The following is a 16627-nucleotide window of genomic DNA, read 5'->3' on the forward strand; positions in this document are numbered from 1 at the left end:
TTATCGTAGCATGGCTACGACTCACAGGGACAAGCTAAACAGGCTCTATACCCACCTAGCGCCCGGAACGCCGCTGACCTCCGATGACCTCGTCGCCCTCGGAATATCGGCCGACCTTGCCGTCCACTACGTCCGTGCCGGCTGGCTGCAACGGCTCGCACGCGGCGTCTACTGCCGGCCGAACGATCCTCCGGCGTTACACCCAAGCCTGGTCTTGCTGCAGCGGAGCTTCGAAGGATTGCATGTCGGTGGCAAATCCGCGCTCGACTGGCACGGCATACGCCAATACCTATCCCAACGGCCTGCCCTCCATCTCTACGGCTGGAAAGCGGGGCGGCTCCCTGAGTGGTTTACCCTGCGCTTCCCGGCCGAGTACCACCGCAAGCGGCTATTCAAGGAAGAGCCCGGTGCGCTGTTTCATGCCCGGCCTTTCGAGAACCGCAAGGACGGCCCCCTCGTCTCGGCGCCCGAACGCGCACTGCTGGAGGTGCTGAGCGAGGTCGGGATACGACAGCCGCTGCAGGAAGCGCGCGAGCTGGTCGAGAGCACTTACAGTCTGCGTACCGACGTGCTGCGCGACCTCCTCAAGCGCTGCACCAGCGTCAAGACCGTGCGCCTTTGCCTGCAGCTCGGTCGCGAGCTTTCTCAGCCCTGGGCCGACAAGCTCGACCCGTCCCAGTTGCCCAAGGGTAGCGACCGGCCGTGGGTATCCCGTTCGGCTGACGGGCTACTGGTGTTGAAGCCATGAACCAGATCTACCTCGACACCGCACGGTTGCTGACGCGCGTGGCGCCGCTGGTGCTCGTCGACGATACGTTCGCACTCAAGGGCGGCACGGCGATCAACCTGTTCGTGCGCAACATGCCGCGGCTCTCGGTCGATCTCGATCTGGTGTTTGCCGACCACACACTACCGCGCGAGCAGGCGCTGCGGCGCATCAACGAGGCCATCCGCCAGTCCGCCGCGCGCCTGCAGAAGCAAGGCTTCCAAACCCATGCGCCGGCTGCGGCGGATTCCGGCGAGACCAAGCTGCTGGCGCGGCGAGGCGGCCTCGAGGTCAAGATCGAGGTTAACTTCGTCATGCGCGGCACCGTCCATCCGGCGCGCATGGCGTCGCTGACAGAGACTGCGCGCGATACGCTGCAGGCGGATCTCGAAATCCCGGTAGTGTCGTTCGAAGATGTGTATGGCGGCAAGCTGGTTGCGGCGATGGACCGCCAGCATCCCCGCGATCTGTTCGACGTCATGCAGCTTTTCGCACACGAGGGAATCACCGCCGGTATCCGCCGCGCTTTCATTGTTTATCTCGCAAGCCATAACCGGCCGGTGCACGAGGTCCTGTTTCCATCGCTGCGGGATATCCGCCAGGAGTTCGACCACAATTTTTCGGGCATGACCGCCGAACCCATTGAGCTCGATACGCTCTTGGCAGCGCGCGAGCGAATGATGCGCGAACTGCAGCAAGGTCTGAGCCCGGTTGAGCGCCGCTTCCTGCTTTCGCTGGTCGCTGCAGCGCCCGAATGGTCGCTACTAGATGTGCCGCACCTAGAGCAGCTCCCCGGCCCGCGCTGGAAGCTACAGAACCTGGAACATCTTCGGAAGGCCAACGCCCTAAAGTTCACTGAGCAATCTGACGCGCTCGCGCGGTTGATTGGGTAACTACGGGCTGACGAGCTTCGACTGGCAGATATGACACGTAACAATTATCGGAGGAGATGACGACATACCAATGCATCCCGCAGGCACAGATCATTTCACTGGATATCGAGCTGCGCTCTGAGACTTTGGTTGAATTCGGAGCGCATCTCAACTATTGCGGAAGATGCTGATCTCAATGATAATCCCGAATCGCATATCAAAAGCTATTCACGGGGCCTTCATGTACTTAAGGAATTTGATCGCCTCCACACGCGGAGGCTAATCGATGAAGCGCGGCAAGCCACGGCGCGCGCGATCGGAGAAATTAAAAGGCGGGAGACAAACGGGGTCATGCTGCCGAATGGCAGCTGCATGTCTCCGGTAGAATGTGAATAACAACCCAAGTCTGTCGCGATTGTGCCGCCCCGAGGCGAACCATTTTTGACGACGTTGGCTGTTTGGGCGGAAGCCTAATTGATTGAGTTGCCAGGGGAGGGGATCATCGCATTGTATCGCTTCGTTCACGCCGCGGACATCCATCTGGACTCTCCGCTGCGTTCGCTTGCCCTGCGCAATCCCGATCTTGCCAATTTAGTTGGGAACGCGACGCGGCGGGCTTTCGTCCGGATCGTCGATCTGTGCCTGGAAGAGCGTGTCGACGCGCTGTTGCTGGCCGGCGATCTTTATGATGGTGACCAGACGTCGATGAAAACGGCCCGTTTCCTGGCCGAACAGATCCGGCGACTGCATCAGGCTGGAATTCGCGTCTTCGCCATTCGCGGCAATCATGACGCGCTCTCGCGAATCACCAAGGAGTTGATTTTTCCAGACTCGGTAAAGGTCTTTGGCGGCCGCGCTGAAGCCGTGGCAGTCGATCGGGCGGCGGAGGACTTTCCAGTCGCAATCCATGGCCTGAGTTTTGCTCAACCGCACGCGCCCGAAAGCCTGATCGCAAAGTTCAAGTCTCCTGTCGCGGGCGCCGTGAACATTGGCATCATGCACACGAGTCTTGCCGGGGCTCCCGGTCACGACCCATATGCGCCATGCAGCCTTGCTGATCTGCAAGCCACCGGCTTCCAGTATTGGGCCCTGGGCCATGTCCATAAGCGCTCGGTCGTGGAAGGGACCTGTGCAGTCGTGATGCCGGGCATGCCGCAAGGGCGCGACATCAATGAATCCGGCGCAAAGTCGGTGACGCTTGTCACCATTCGAGACGATCGTTCGATCCACATCGAAGAGCGCTTCACCAGCATAGCGCAATTTGAACGGATATCTGTCGACGTCACCGGCCTCGATGACTGGCGCGATCTGATCACCGCTATGACGCACGCGCTGGAACGCGCGCGCGGAACCGTTGTTTCCGAACATTTCGTCGCCCGACTGCGCTTGACCGGCGCCACGCCATTGTCTTGGCGGGTTCGACGCGATCTCGATCTTCTGAAAGCCGAGGCGGATGATCGTGGCTCTCTCATCGGTGCATGCTGGATCGAGAAACTCGAAGTGGCTACCCGTCCCCCAGACGAGAGTGCAAACTCCACCGCCGACCCGCTCGCCGAATTGCGGCGCCTCATCGTGGATGACGTGCTTCAGTCGGAAGCGTTTCAGACGGAGCTCGTGGCGGTCGCCGAAGAACTGCGAGCGCACCTTCCACAGGAATGCCGCGACAGCCTTGGCGTCGACGAAACAGCCTTCAAGGCTGGCCTCGCGCTTATCGCGCAAGAGGGCGCTGACGATATTCTTGCAAAGCTCCATGCATCCGAACGAGGCGCATAGCTCATGCGTCTCAAGCGCCTCGATCTCACCCGCTACGGGAACTTCACCGGCCGCAGCATCGACTTCGGCGAGAAGCCACAAGGCCAACCTGACCTGCACATCGTCTATGGTCCGAATGAGGCGGGCAAGTCGACGGCTCTCGCGGCCTTCCTTGATCTGTTGTTCGGAATGGGAACGCAGAGTCCGTTCGGCTTCCTTCATCCCTATCCAACTATGCGGGTGGGAGGCCTCATTGAACTCGCCGCTGAAGCCCGCGAACTCGTCCGGATCAAGCGGCCGCAGAACAGCCTGCTGGATGCCGACGATCGACCGATTGCCGAAACCGTCATTCGCGGAGAACTTGGCGGTATCGATCGCGAGTCATATCGGACGATGTTTTCACTTGATGATGAGACCCTGGAGAAAGGCGGCGAGAGCATTCTCGCCAGCAAGGGCGATCTTGGAGAACTGCTGTTTTCCGCCAGTGCGGGCCTTGCTGATCTCAGCCGCAGACTGCTCGACTTGAGGGCAGAGGCCGATGGCTTCTATAAATACCGCGCGCGGAGTGGGATTCTCACCGATCTCAAGACGCGCCTCGCCGAATTGAAAGCCGAACGCGAGCGGTTGGATACGCTGGCGTCTGATTATGCCCGACTTATCGACATCCGCGACCGAGCTTCGTCACAATATGATGAAGCGATCGGTGAACGAACGCGAATCCAGGCGCGGCTCGATGAAATCCAGCGACACCTCGCTGCTCTGCCGCGTCTCGCCGCGCTCCGAACGCTCCGCGAACGCCTCCAACCGCTCGCCAAGTTGCCCGCTCCGCAGCCAGCCTGGAACATGGACCTGCCGAAGCTGCAGAAGGAGGAGATAGAGCTCAGCGTACAAACACGGGCGGTCGCCGACGAAATCGATCGGCTTGGCGCCGAGGCCGAATCGATCGTCATTGACGAGCCTGCGTTGCGGCTGTTCAGCAGAGTGGAGCGGCTCGCCGACCTGCGAGCCCGTCATGTGACAGCGGAGAAGGACATCCCGGAGCGCCGGATGCAATTGCAAGCGGCGGAATTGGCCGTGTCCGGCATCTTGACACGGATGGAACGGGAAGGCGAAGCGGACCCTCGTCGACTCTTACTCGGCGCCTCGACGGTCGGCGGCTTGCGCGAATTGGTCGAATCTCGTTCGGGCGTTGAGAGCGCCATCCGCACCACGGCGGCGGAACTTGCTGACGCCCGTCGCCGTCTGACCGATGCGGAGCTTGCGCTGCGCGACGCCGGGGCCAATCGGGAAGCCGAGCGGGGCAGGGACGGCGCGATCGCCCGACTGACGGCCGCCGTGGCCGCTTCGCGTAACGCCGACCATACCGCACGGCGCCGATTGGCGGAGCGGGCCCGCGAGACCGCAATCTCGACGCTGAGCGACCGCCTCCGTACACTGCATCCCTGGCAGGGCGAGGTCGAGGATCTCGTCGGTATGCGATGCCCTAGTGGCGATGCCATCCAACAGTGGAAGTTGGCGCTTGACGAGGCACAGCGGGAGTTCCGTCAGCATGTCGTCGATATCGATCGGCTGACCAGCGAGATCCGCCGGTTCGAGGCGGAACGCGACGCCATCGCCAGCATGACAGGCGTCGTCTCCGACCAAGAGGCGGCAGCCATCCGGACACAGCGTGAGCAAGCCTGGTCCGCGCACCGCCGTGATCTCGAGGCCACATCCGCCGATGCGTTCGAGAGTGCGCTGCGATACGACGACGTCGTTACGTCGAGCCGCCAAGCGCATATGTCAGATTTGGCAAAACTCCATCAGAACGGACAATCACTCACCATCGCTGCAGCTGAATTGACGCGGGTCATTGAACTTAAAGACGCAACTTCTGCGGCCATGCAGTCAATCCGCGATCAGATCGCTGCCGCTGTTCGCACGATGGCGGTATCGTTTTCCGACGATATCACGCTGTCAGACCTCGACGGCTGGCTCGCACGGCGCGAAAAGGCGCTGGAGGCACGAGAGGCCGTTCTTACGGCCGAGCGCGACCTGCGCGACGCCAAGGCCGATGCAGAAGACGCTAATGACCGCTTGAGAGCAGCACTCGATAGCGCCGGCCTATCCTATGATCCTGAGTGCGGATTCGACGGTCTTCTCACGACGGCTCAAGTGATCCTCGACCACGAAGGCGAGCTCCGGTCTCTGCGCGCCGCGGTGGGCGAGCGGAAACGCGAGCTGCTGCAACGGGAACGCGCTGCGGAGCAGGCGAACGCAGATGAGCAGACCTGGGTCGCGTCCTGGACAACAGCGTGCCAGGGGTGCTGGTTCGGCGAGAGGGGTAAAATTCCGACGCTTGCGACCGTGCGTGAGATTCTATCGGCTGCGGCTGATCTCGGGCCTGCTCTCGAAAAAAGAGCGGGTTTGGTCGACCGTATCGAAAAGATGGAGAAGGACCAAACCGCGTTTCGCGATGAAGTTGCGGCCATCTGCAGCGAGATGACGATTCCGGCTGGCGCAAACACGGTCCTCGATCTGGCGCAACGCGTCGGCGATCGTGTTCGCGACGCGGTCGCAGATCGCGCCCGCCGTGCCAAGGCGACTGATAGTCTCGAAGATGCGCGCAAGAGGGAACGATTGCTTACCGAAACGCTGGCGATTCACGAAGGGCAGAAGAGCACGATGACGTCGTTCTTCGGCGTCACTTCGCTGGCCGAGGTCGCCGGAAAGCTCCTGGACGTCGGCAAACGAAATGAACTGCAGGCTGACGTCGACGACGCGGAGAATGAAATTCGCGAAGCATTGCGCCTCTCCGATATCACTGAAGCCGAACGCATCCTCGATACTGCCGATCGACCAGCGCTGGAGGCAGAGCTTTTCGAGCTGAAGGCACGTTTCGACGACCAAGACAAGCGCTGTCACGAACTGTTCGCCACGCGAAGTCAGGCGATCGATCAGGTCGAGGCGATCGGAGGGGACTCGAAGGTCGCGGAGATCGAGGAGCGTCGCCGCACAACGTTGCTTGAAATCCAGGACGGCGCTGGACGCTACCTGCAACTGCGTGCTGGCACGGTCGCCATGGAGCAGGCGCTGCGCGCTTATCGCGAGCGCCATCGCAGCGCGATGATGATGCGCGCCTCCGCGGCATTTCGGACGGTCAGCCGCGGCGCCTACAGCGGGCTCGTGGCCCAGCCCAGCAAGGACGGCGAAACCTTGATCGCCCTGTCGGCGGGCGGCGGCTCAAAGTCGGCCGACGAATTATCGAAAGGTACGCGCTTTCAACTCTATCTGGCCTTGCGCGTGGCCGGCTACCACGAATTCGTCCGAGCGCGAAGCCCTGTGCCGTTCATCGCTGACGACATCATGGAGACGTTTGACGACTTCCGCGCCGAAGAAGCATTCCGGCTGTTTGCCGAGATGGCCGGCGTTGGACAAGTCGTCTACCTCACGCATCATCGTCACCTGTGCGAGATCGCGAAAAGGATCTGCCCAACGGTTCGTGTTCACGACCTCTCGGTCATCGTGGAGTCGCTCGGTGACGAGCAAACCGCCGCAGCTGGGTAACATCAATAATTGGACCGGGAGAAGGGTAAGTGAAGATCAAGTCCATTCATATGAAGAATTTTCGCTCATTCCACGAGTGCACGGTGGAGCTCGAGGAGTACACCGCCTTGGTCGGCGCGAACGGTTCTGGAAAATCAACTGTCTTGTGCGCGTTAAATATCTTCTTTCGCGAACAGGACGCCTCTTCCACCAATGTCATCGACCTGGATGAAGAAGATTTTCACAACCGCAATACGCGAGACCCAATCGAAATTACGGTGACGTTTGATGATCTGTCTGAAGCTGCAAAAACTGATTTCGCAGAATACGTCCGCCATGACGTCTTGATCGTCACCGCCAGAGCGGAGTTCAACCCGGACACGAAAATCGCATCGGTCCGCCAGTTTGGACAAAGGAGTGCGATGCCCGATTTTGCGCCGTTCTTTAAGGCGTACAACGACGGCAGGCCGGCGGGAGAATGTAGGGCACTCTATGAGCAACTGCTCGGCAAGTATGGCGCGGACCTGCCCAAACCAGGCGCCAAGGATGCAATGCGAGATGCGCTACGCGCCTATGAGGAGGCTCATCCGGAGAGTTGCGAGCTTATCCCGAGCGAGGATCAATTTTATGGATTCAGCAAGGGCGCCAATCGTCTGTCTCGCCACGTCCAATGGATTTATCTGCCGGCGATTAAAGACGCGACGAAGGAGAACGTGGAGGCGAAGAACACCGCGCTTGGAAAAATTCTTGCCAGAACCGTTCGAGCCAAAGTCAATTTCGGCGACGAAATCAGCAAGCTCAAAGAAGAAACCCGGGACCGGTATCGCTTGCTGCTCGATGCGCAGCAGGGCGCACTGGCGGAAATCTCCAAGTCGCTTAGTGAACGGCTCGCTCACTTCGCCCACCCAGAGGCGACCGCCAGACTGGCCTGGATGGAGGACGTCAAGAAGTCGGTACAGATAGACGAGCCGATGGCGCGATTATTTGCTGGTGAAGGCAATTTTGAAGGCGAACTGGCGCGCTTTGGTCACGGGCTGCAGAGATCGTATCTCCTCGCCCTCCTTCAAGAACTGGCAACAGCCGACGATGCATCGGCTCCGACCCTTCTTCTCGCCATCGAGGAGCCCGAGCTGTTTCAGCATCCGCCGCAAGCGCGCTATCTGGCCGATGTGCTCCATCAACTTTGTGCCGGTAATGCACAGATCGTGGTCTCCAGCCACAGCCCATACTTTGTTTCTGGCAGGCAGTTCGAATGCGTGCGGATGGTGCGACGGGACGTCGCTGCCAAGCGCTCGAACATCACATCACTCGAGTTTCAAAAGCTCGCGGACCGAATCAGTGCGGTTACCGGCGAAAAGCCGGAAAAGCCCTCCGCCCGGATGGCGCGTCTTCATCAGGCACTGCAGCCCCACCTGACGGAGATGTTCTTCGCGCCCCGCGTGGTTTTCGTTGAAGGCCTTGAGGATGTCGCCTATCTCACGTCCTGGCTCGTTCTGACCGATCGCTGGAATGATTTTCGCCGTTTCGGCGCTCATTTCATTCCCGTCAATGGAAAGGGCTATTTGTTGGAACCGCTTATCGTCGCAGAGGAGTTGGCCATTCCCAGCCTTGCAATCTTTGACGCTGATGGTGACAAGACCAGTGCAAACGAGCGGCCCAAGCACGAAGCCGATAACCGTAACCTTCTGACGCTTATGGGCGGCAATGCAGGAGACCCATTTCCGGCGACCGTTGTCTGGCATGATCGGTTTGTTCAGTGGCCCATCAATTTGGGCGCGACACTCCGGTCAGAAGTCGACGGGGTGATCTGGGATAAAACGTTCGGCCAGGTAACGAAGGCGCTCGGGAATCCCGCCGGCAGCTTCTCCAAGAACCCCGTCCACATCGCAATGCATCTCGAAAGTCTAGCGAAGGAGAACGCTGTGCCGGCGAGCCTTGAGAAACTGGTTGGCCACATCCTCACATTTGCTCAAGGGCAGGTGTAACAATCGCAAGCCTAACGAAGACATCGGAGAGCGGCATGTCAGCCCCACGCTGGAAAGGAGGCTTTAGGCCAATGGCTCATAGAAGCGGTATTGGCATTTTACTAGAGAAACGGCCCCGCCTTTCGGCGAGGCCGCTACGTCGGGCCGTCAATCCCGGCTGGGGCGGGACCAGATGAGCTGGAGACCTTCCTGGCCTTCCACCTCGATCAGGGTGGCGTAGATCGGAGCCGGGAAGCTCGGATCGTCGAGCTTGACCGAGAGGTAGTCGCGCTCGGTGTCCCTGGCGGTCTTCTGCCAGGCCGCTCCCAGCTCGACGTTACCGGCGAAGATGCGGAAGTGCGGTCCCTTGTCGGAGGGGTTCTCGACCCGAACCAGCTTGGCCTTGGCATTGAGCGCGAGGGTGCGAACCGTGCCGGTGAAGCCGTTGCCGGTCGAAGTGAAGGTGCCGACGGTCGCCATTGTCGTGTCCTTTCAGTTTCCCGGGCCGCCCATCGCGGCCTCGATGGCTGGCGACAGACCGGAGGCGATCGACCCGCACCCCGAAGGGGCCGGCACGCAGTAGAGGGCAGCCAGGCTGCGACTTTCTTGTCTTGCGCGAGGAATGGACGCGCAGCGGTCCAGGGGAAGAAAGTCGTAACCGGCTGTTGCGGGGATAAGAGCGAGGCGGCGCTTAAGCGACGACGGCCTTCGGTCAGACATGCCAAATCGAGGACGACGTGGACGTGCCCGAAGAAACGGCCGAGGAACGCGATGGCGGACGCGCTCCCCGTGACGTTGCAACTGCTCATGCATTCCCGACCAACCGTGCCCTAAGGCCGGCGCTGAAAGTCAGTGTCGAGCCCAAGTTAACGCCGCGCTTGATCACCAGCCTATCTGGGAGCTCCGGCCGCAGGATATCGTACGGAGCCGGCCTCAATCGTCATTGGTAAGTTCGTCGGGCCACATCTGCGCGCCGTGAAGCACGCGCAAGATGCGAACGGTATCGCCGTCGACCAGGTACGCCGCGACATAAGATGTACGCGGAATGACCAACTCGCGCGTCCCAGCGACACGCCCCGGCCGGCCGCTATCCGGAAAGTCGAGCAGGCGCCGCGCGGCATCGGCAATCTGATCATCAACATGAACCGCGGCGCGGGGATTCTCGGCCTCGATGTAGCTGAAAATGCCGTCGCGATCGGACAACGCGAAGCGCGACCAGACGAGTTTCACCGTTCATGCTCCGCCGCTTTTCGGAGCGCAGCGGCACGGCGTTCCGCGAAATGCGCTTCAACCTCGGAATCATCGAGATCGGGCCGGGTATCCGCCAGCGCTTGGCGTACCTTCTCACGAAACCAGCTATCGTAAGCTTGGCTGTTGCTCACGAGCTCCAGCGGAAGCATCCCTTCGTTGGCCGTGCGTGTCAGCAGGATCCGCACGGCGTCGGATACCGTGAGACCCATGTTTTCCAGAACCGCGGTAGCCTTTTCTTTTACGTCCGCATCGATTCGGGTTTGGACCAGGGCATTCGAAGCCATAGCGCGACCTCCTTTATTCACGGCCAATGTAATGCATTTGAATGACATGCGCCAGAGGGGTCACGGCCCCGTGACCGGGGGTGAGCACAGCAGCCAGGCGGCCCCGCCTTTCGGCGGAGCCGCTGCGTCGAGCCCATCAATCCCGGCTGGGGCGGGACCAGATGAGCTGGAGACCTTCCTGGCCTTCCACCTCGATCAGGGTGGCGTAGATCGGAGCGGGGAAGCTCGGATCGTCCAGCTTGACCGAGAGGTAGTCGCGCTCGGTGTCCCTGGCGGTCTTCTGCCAGGCCGCTCCCAGCTCGACACTGCCGGCGAAGATGCGGAAGTGCGGTCCTTTGTCGGAGGGGTTCTCGACCCGAACCAGCTTGGCCTTGGCATTGAGCGCGAGGGTGCGAACCGTGCCGGTGAAGCCGGTGCCGCTCGAGGTGAAGGTGCCGATGGTCGCCATTGTCGTGTCCTTTCAGTTTCCCGGGCCGCCCATCGCGGCCTCGATGGCTGGCGACAGACCGGAGGCGATCGACCCGCACCCCGAAGGGGCCGGCACGCAGTAGAGGGCAGCCAGGGCACGACTTTCTTGTCTTGCGCGAGGAATGGACGCGCGAGCGGCCAGGGGAAGAAAGTCGTAACCGGCTGTTGCGGGGATAAGAGCGAGGCGGCGCCTTAGCGACGACGGCCTTCGGTCAGACATGCCAAATCGAGGACGACGTGGGTGTGCCTGAAGAAACGGCCGAGGGACACGATTTGCGCTCATCGAAACCCGACCGACGAAAGAACCCGATCACCGATCACCGCACACATCTTTCAATTCCTCAAGCTTGCGGGTCGAGAGCCGAACCGGGAAGGTAAGCGCGCTGCCCGGCCGACAAGAGCCACAGGGCCCGCAAGGTGAACGCACAGGCTGCGACCGCGATTTACTCGGCACAGCGATGACCTGCGCAACGCCAGAACGTTAGGTTCCCTCGAAGGAAGGCCGGCAAGGCCGCTGTCGGTTCGCGATATCCAGCCCGAGGAAAGGGCGCGGGCTGGCCGTCGAGCAGCCGACAAGGAGCGAGGGTCTCTGTGCTGATCGCCGGACAAGGAAGGGCCGGCAAGCGTCGGCGCGAATCGCGCTGTGCGCTCATCATGCCGCCTCCTCGACGTCTGCTGCTTTCGGCTGCAGGTCGTGGAGATAGGCGACGGCGCGTTGCGCATGCGCGGCAGCCGAGAAGATAAAGCGCTTCTCATTAGACAGAACCTCCAACCACGATGCGAGGTAGCTCGCATGATCCGGCCGCGGTTCGAGTTCGGGAGAGATCCCGAGATCCGCGCAGAGGAAGCAGCTCCCGAGTTCGGCGACTTATCTGAACAGTCAACCTGTCTCAGGCGGATTTTTCGGCGGCATTTGTCTGAAAATCCACACGCTTCCGATCGATCTCGACGCGTGAGACAGATTCGAGGGGTGCTCAGAGGCCCTTGCCACTATTCAACCGGCGCAGCAGGACAGCTTGGCGACGTCCCTGTCGAAGGCTAGCGCCGCGAGCTTCAGGCCCTCGACGGTGGTGAGGTACGGAAAGATCGTGTCCGCCAGATCGTCGACGCTGAGCCCCTGCCGGATTGCCAGTGTTGCGGTCTGGATGCTGTCGGCGCCTTCCGGCGCGAGGATGTGCGCGCCAAGCAGCCGGCCGCTGCCGGCGTCGGCGACGAGCTTGATGAGCCCACGTGTGTCGCGGGCGGCAAGCGCACGGGGCACCTGGTCGAGACCGATCGTCGAGACGCGGACCGCATGCCCGGCGGCGCGCGCTGCGGCCTCGATCAGCCCGACGCTCGCCACCTGCGGATCGGTGAACACGATCGCCGGCATGGCGCTGTTGTCATAGCGCAGGCTGTCGCCGTTAAGGGCGTTCTTGGCCGCGAGCTTGGCACCGTAGGCAGCCATGTAGACGAACTGGTCGCGGCCGGTGACGTCGCCGGCGGCATAGATGCCAGCGCGCGTCGTGCGCATGCGGTCATCGACGACGATGCCGCCCTTCGGCGAGATGGCAATCCCGTGCTCGGCAAACCCGAGGCCTTCGATGTTGGGCGTGCGGCCGGTGGAAATCAGCACCTGATCGGCGCCGACAGCAATATCCTCGCCGTCGCGCGTAACGGTCAGTGAAACGCCGCCCTCAGTCTTGCGGATCGTACGGTAGGCGATGCCGGAGACGACAGTGATCCCTTCGTCCTCGAAATACCCCGTCAGCGCCGCGCCGATCTCCGGCTCGGCCTCAGGCAACAGTCGCGAGCGACAGACGAGCGTCACCTTGACGCCGGCACGGGCGAACATCTGGGCGAGTTCCGCGCCGATATAGCCGCCGCCGATGACGAGCAGTGAGGACGGCAGCTTCTCAAGCTCGAGCGCCGACGTGCTGGTCAGATACGGCACGGTCTCGATCCCAGGGATGGCGGGGATTGCCGGCCGCGCGCCGGTAGCGATGATGATTTTGCCGGCCGGAATGCGTGTACCATTCACCTCGACACCGTCGTCGACGAGGCGCGCCGGCCCATCGCGATACGCGATGCCGTTGTAGGCGGGGAGCAGGTCGACATACTTGGCCCGGCGCAGCTCCGAAACCAGCGCGTCCTTCTGACGAACGGTTCCGCGCCAGTCGGCCAGTTCGGCCTCGGCTGTGATGCCGGCAAAACGGGCTGCCACGCGAGCGTTGTGCAGCGTCTCAGCGGCGCGGATGAGGGTCTTCGATGGTACGCAGCCGACATTGACGCAGGTGCCGCCGATGGTACCACTGCCGATCAGCGCGACTTGGGCGCCCTGATCAGCGGCGGTGATCGCGGCAGAGAAGCCGGCCGAGCCGGCGCCAATCACGACGAGGTCGTAGGTGCCACCATTGCGGCCGTTGGCCGGGAAGGGGCGGCTTGCGACCGCCGTGCTCTTCGACGCCGTATCGAGTCCAGCAAGGCTCGGCCCGAACAGAGCGCGGCCAGCCTGCAGTCCTTCCTCGATCGACAGCCGGAAACCCGGCTTGTCGGCAGAACGTTCGTCGCGCCAGAGGGAGAGATGCTCGTCCGAGCAGAAGAAGGCGGTCGTCGCGCAGAGCGAGCTCGCGGCGCAGCCGCCTTCATAGCGGACACTTTGCCACATGACGGCCGTCGACGGCGCGACGGCGGCCAGCGCCCGTCCTCGCTCACGCGTCGTGATCCGGATCGGCGCGCCGCAATGGCGGCATTGCGAGGCGATCGCGACGTCACGACCGGTCATGGCGCCGATGCCGAGCGCGTCGACCGCGCACATGGCGTTGAGAACATGTCCGTCCAGCGTGACCCGATGGCCGGTGTCGCGGTCGGTGAAGGGATAGGCACCGACGATCTGCTCGCCGTCGAGAACGACGAGGTCGCGCCGGCGAAGTTCTGCGAGCAACGGCCAGATGGCCGTCTCGCTCAAACTTGCACGTTCCGCAAGCGCGCCTATAGCCGGGGCCTGCCCGTCTTCGGCGTAGAGCTGGAGCAACGCAACGCGCACGCGGTCCGTGGTGGGATCGTAGCCGCTCCAGCGATTGAGCACGTGGTCGGAGCCGACCATCGCCTGCAAGGCGTCTCGGACCGCCGGCAATGTGACGGCCGACCAGTCCGGAAACGTAACATCGGGCCGCACGGCGAAGCTCGGCAGTGTCGCGGGCTGAGAAACGGCAGGTTTGTCCCGGGAGGAGGATGCACAGCAATCGTTCATGGCTTCAGGCTTCCTTGTGGTTCTTGCTCTCGCCGCAGGCCGCATTCGCCCGGCGGCGGTAGAGGCCCCACGCTATGAGTCCCAGGCTGACGGCCAGCAGTGAAAACGCCATCAGATCCGCGCTGACGAGCCACGCGCCCAGACCGACGAGCGGCAGCAGGACGGCAAGAATGGGTGTCACGCAGCAGATCGCAGCTATTATGCCGCCCGCCACGCCGGTGCGGACCAGGGCAAGGTCGTTCATGTCAACTGCCCTGCCTCGGGTGGGCCGGATAACCGGCATTCATGCTGGCGGCCGCGATGGCATCGGGGTTCGTCTTCGCATCGTCGAAGGTGACAGTCGCGGTCTTCGCCTCGAAGGAGACGGTCACATTCGCGACGCCGGGGACCGCCGCCATCGTGGTCTTCACAATGTAGGGACACGTGGCGCAGGTCATGTTGTCGACGGCGAAGGTGATGGTGCGCTCGCCGGCCCAGGCGGCAGGGGCCAGCATCAGCGAGCCGATCAGGGTGCAAACGCTCAAACTCTTCATAGGGGGAGGCTCTCCTTTCGGTATCAGGCGGAAAGCAGCAGCGGAGCAACGTAGTCGAAGGCGAAGGCAGCAACGACGAGAACCGTTGCCATCCAGAGTCCGATCTGGACGAGGCGGCTGGGGGCGGGGCGTGTGCAGGCTTCGCCGTCGGCGCAGGCTCGCCGTGGCTTCCAGTAGACGAGGTAAAAGCCGTAGCCGAGAACGCCTGTCGTCCCAGCGACGAAGAAGGGCTTGTAGGGGGCAAGTGCCGTCAGATTGCCAATCCAGGCACCGCTGATACCAAGGCTGAACAGGATGAGTGGAATGATGCAGCAGGACGAGGCGCCGATGGCGCCGAGAATACCGCCGACTGCGACCAGGCGCTGCCGCCGGACCTCATTCTGCTCGGGCGTCGTCAGCTTCGCTGCAGTCGGTGCAATGTCTGCTGGTCCATATCGCGATGCATTCATGTCAGGACTCGCTTTCCTTGCCGAATTCCTATCCAGGCGCTAGTGTGCAGTCTGTAGCAACTACAGAGTCAAGAGGGCTTTTTGCGATGGGCGATCACGCCGGGATGAAGGGCATACAGCGGGCCGAGCTCGCCCGGCGGACGGGCTGCAATCTGGAGACGGTGCGCTATTATGAGAAGGTCGGCCTTCTGCCCGAGCCGCCGCGCACGGCGAGCGGCTATCGCAGCTACAACAGCACTCACGAGCGGCGGCTTCGCTTCGTTTTGCGGGCGCGCGAGCTCGGGTTCTCGCTTGACGAAATCCGTGAGCTCCTGCGTCTCGTTGACGAGCGCGACCGGCCCTGTGCCGAAGCACGCGATGTCGCTGCCGTCCACCTTGCCGACGTCCGGGCGAAGATCGCCGACCTAAGGCGCATGGAGCGGGTGCTCGAGGACGTCGTTGCCCAGTGCGGCGACGGCACGCTCCCGGAGTGTCCGCTGATCGAGACGCTGTTCCAGGAGCGAACCGTCAACTGATCGAGCAGGGGCGCCTATGCGGCGCCCCGGACCTCGTGCTGGCGATCGCCGACCTGCTGCGCGTGCATCCAGTCGGTGATCTCCTGCGCCTTGCTCGCGGCGGTGAAGATGGCGCGCGAGTCGGAACGCAGCACCTTGAGCCAGGAGGCGATGTAACGGGCGTGGTCGGGTCGCGGCTCGACGCTCAGGTTGAGATCGGCGCAGATCATCGCGCTCAAGAGCTCGACCGTGCATTCCTCCATCGCGTAGGCGGCCGAGCCGAAGCGTCCGGAAAGATCGCGGTCGAGGCGATGCCTGGCGCCGGAAGCGTGGCCGCATTCATGCAGCAACACGGCGTAGTAGGCGACCGCGTCGCGGAAGCAGGCGAACTCCGGCATCTGCACCTGGTCGGTAGACGGGCGGTAGTAGGCCTGCGGTCCGCCGTGGCGGATGTCGATGCCGAGGGCCGCGCAGAACCGTTCGGCCCGCTCGATCCGCTCGACCTCGGGCAGCTCCGGCGTCTCGGGCGGTGTGTAGCCGTCGACCTGCGCGCAGTTGAAGACGGTGTAGCCGCGGGCGAACATCCGCCGGGCGGGCTCGTCGCGATCCTCGTCGCCGTGTTGGGCGTCCGCATCGCCGCGATCGGTGGTCTTCCAGAACACGACCAGATGGCCGCGTTCGCCCTTGCGAACCTGGGCGCCGAGCGCCTGCCATTGGCGGTAGGTGCCCCAAATGCCGGCGGGATAGCCGGCCGCGTGCGCCGCGGCCCAGAGCGAGAGGATGTTGACGCCACGATAGGCCTTGCACGAGGCGACGTTGACCGGCGTGGTGATGGCCGATCCGTCGTGATGCCACGGCATCCGGTAGTCGCCGGCGCCGGCTTCGATGGCGGCGATGATCTGGCTGGTGACACGCTCGTAGATATCAGTCCGGGTCGAGTTGCTGCGATCTGTGGTCATGGGTGCCTCCTTCAGCTCGCCCTCTCCGTCGAGGGCGAGGCGGCAGGGGCAGACGCGGGGGGGCCGGCCCGTCACACC

15 protein-coding genes and 1 pseudogene are annotated in these 16627 nt (G+C 62.6%); 6 read left to right on the plus strand and 10 right to left on the minus strand.

Translation table 11 applies throughout. From position 1 onward, the window contains the following. The first annotated feature begins 10 nt into the window (after positions 1-10). The 5 genes from ACVW1C_RS40685 (at position 11) to ACVW1C_RS40705 (ending at position 8900) form a co-directional block, all read left to right on the plus strand. Positions 11-748, plus strand: a complete 738-nt coding sequence (locus ACVW1C_RS40685; RefSeq protein WP_028133131.1) for a type IV toxin-antitoxin system AbiEi family antitoxin domain-containing protein — start codon at positions 11-13, stop codon at positions 746-748. Further along, complete coding sequence (locus ACVW1C_RS40690; protein WP_028133130.1) at positions 745-1659, plus strand: nucleotidyl transferase AbiEii/AbiGii toxin family protein; 915 nt, start codon at positions 745-747, stop codon at positions 1657-1659. The genes ACVW1C_RS40685 and ACVW1C_RS40690 overlap by 4 nt, the downstream gene beginning before the upstream one ends. Positions 1660-2112: 453 nt before the next feature. Beyond that, entirely contained in the window at positions 2113-3411 is a 1299-nt protein-coding gene (locus ACVW1C_RS40695; RefSeq protein ID WP_245269306.1) for a metallophosphoesterase family protein, read from the plus strand. A 3-nt stretch (positions 3412-3414) separates the two neighbouring features. Continuing rightward, on the plus strand, positions 3415-6936 hold the full coding sequence (locus tag ACVW1C_RS40700; protein ID WP_049819869.1) for an ATP-binding protein: 3522 nt from the start codon (positions 3415-3417) through the stop codon (positions 6934-6936). A gap of 29 nt (positions 6937-6965) precedes the next feature. Then, positions 6966-8900: an ATP-dependent nuclease gene (locus ACVW1C_RS40705; RefSeq protein WP_028133128.1), complete on the plus strand. Its 1935-nt coding sequence runs from the start codon at positions 6966-6968 to the stop codon at positions 8898-8900. 147 nt (positions 8901-9047) lie between these two features. On the opposite strand, the gene ACVW1C_RS40710 is transcribed toward ACVW1C_RS40705, so the two are convergent. The 9 genes and pseudogenes from ACVW1C_RS40710 to ACVW1C_RS40750 form a co-directional block, all read right to left on the minus strand. Further along, complete coding sequence (locus ACVW1C_RS40710) at positions 9048-9359, minus strand: DUF736 domain-containing protein (RefSeq protein ID WP_028133127.1); 312 nt, start codon at positions 9357-9359, stop codon at positions 9048-9050. A 453-nt stretch (positions 9360-9812) separates the two neighbouring features. Then, complete coding sequence (locus ACVW1C_RS40715) at positions 9813-10109, minus strand: type II toxin-antitoxin system RelE/ParE family toxin (protein ID WP_028133126.1); 297 nt, start codon at positions 10107-10109, stop codon at positions 9813-9815. Continuing rightward, a complete protein-coding gene (locus tag ACVW1C_RS40720) occupies positions 10106-10414 on the minus strand; it encodes a type II toxin-antitoxin system RelB/DinJ family antitoxin (RefSeq protein ID WP_028133125.1) in 309 nt (102 codons plus the stop codon). The genes ACVW1C_RS40715 and ACVW1C_RS40720 overlap by 4 nt, the downstream gene beginning before the upstream one ends. Before the next feature lie 136 nt (positions 10415-10550). Then, positions 10551-10862: a DUF736 domain-containing protein gene (locus tag ACVW1C_RS40725; protein ID WP_454652795.1), complete on the minus strand. Its 312-nt coding sequence runs from the start codon at positions 10860-10862 to the stop codon at positions 10551-10553. A 672-nt stretch (positions 10863-11534) separates the two neighbouring features. After that, positions 11535-11750: pseudogene (locus ACVW1C_RS40730) on the minus strand (zincin-like metallopeptidase domain-containing protein); the annotation flags it as partial. A gap of 126 nt (positions 11751-11876) precedes the next feature. Then, positions 11877-14114, minus strand: a complete 2238-nt coding sequence (merBA, locus tag ACVW1C_RS40735) for a bifunctional organomercurial lyase/mercury(II) reductase MerBA (RefSeq protein ID WP_089172868.1) — start codon at positions 14112-14114, stop codon at positions 11877-11879. A 4-nt stretch (positions 14115-14118) separates the two neighbouring features. Then, on the minus strand, positions 14119-14358 hold the full coding sequence (gene merF / locus ACVW1C_RS40740; protein WP_089172867.1) for a mercury resistance system transport protein MerF: 240 nt from the start codon (positions 14356-14358) through the stop codon (positions 14119-14121). Position 14359: 1 nt separating this feature from the next. Then, complete coding sequence (locus ACVW1C_RS40745) at positions 14360-14647, minus strand: heavy-metal-associated domain-containing protein (RefSeq protein ID WP_089172866.1); 288 nt, start codon at positions 14645-14647, stop codon at positions 14360-14362. Between the two features lie 23 nt (positions 14648-14670). Beyond that, positions 14671-15096, minus strand: coding sequence for a mercuric transporter MerT family protein (locus ACVW1C_RS40750; protein ID WP_089172952.1), 426 nt, complete (start codon positions 15094-15096; stop codon positions 14671-14673). Positions 15097-15182: 86 nt separating this feature from the next. On the opposite strand from ACVW1C_RS40750, the gene ACVW1C_RS40755 reads away from it, so the two are divergent. Beyond that, the gene (locus ACVW1C_RS40755; RefSeq protein ID WP_089172865.1) at positions 15183-15611 is read left to right on the plus strand and encodes a MerR family transcriptional regulator; all 429 of its coding nucleotides are present in this window, start codon (positions 15183-15185) and stop codon (positions 15609-15611) included. Between the two features lie 14 nt (positions 15612-15625). On the opposite strand, the gene ACVW1C_RS40760 is transcribed toward ACVW1C_RS40755, so the two are convergent. Beyond that, positions 15626-16549: an ArdC family protein gene (locus ACVW1C_RS40760; protein WP_089172864.1), complete on the minus strand. Its 924-nt coding sequence runs from the start codon at positions 16547-16549 to the stop codon at positions 15626-15628. Positions 16550-16627 lie beyond the last annotated feature (78 nt).

The organism is Bradyrhizobium sp. USDA 4011 (genome assembly GCF_054063415.1).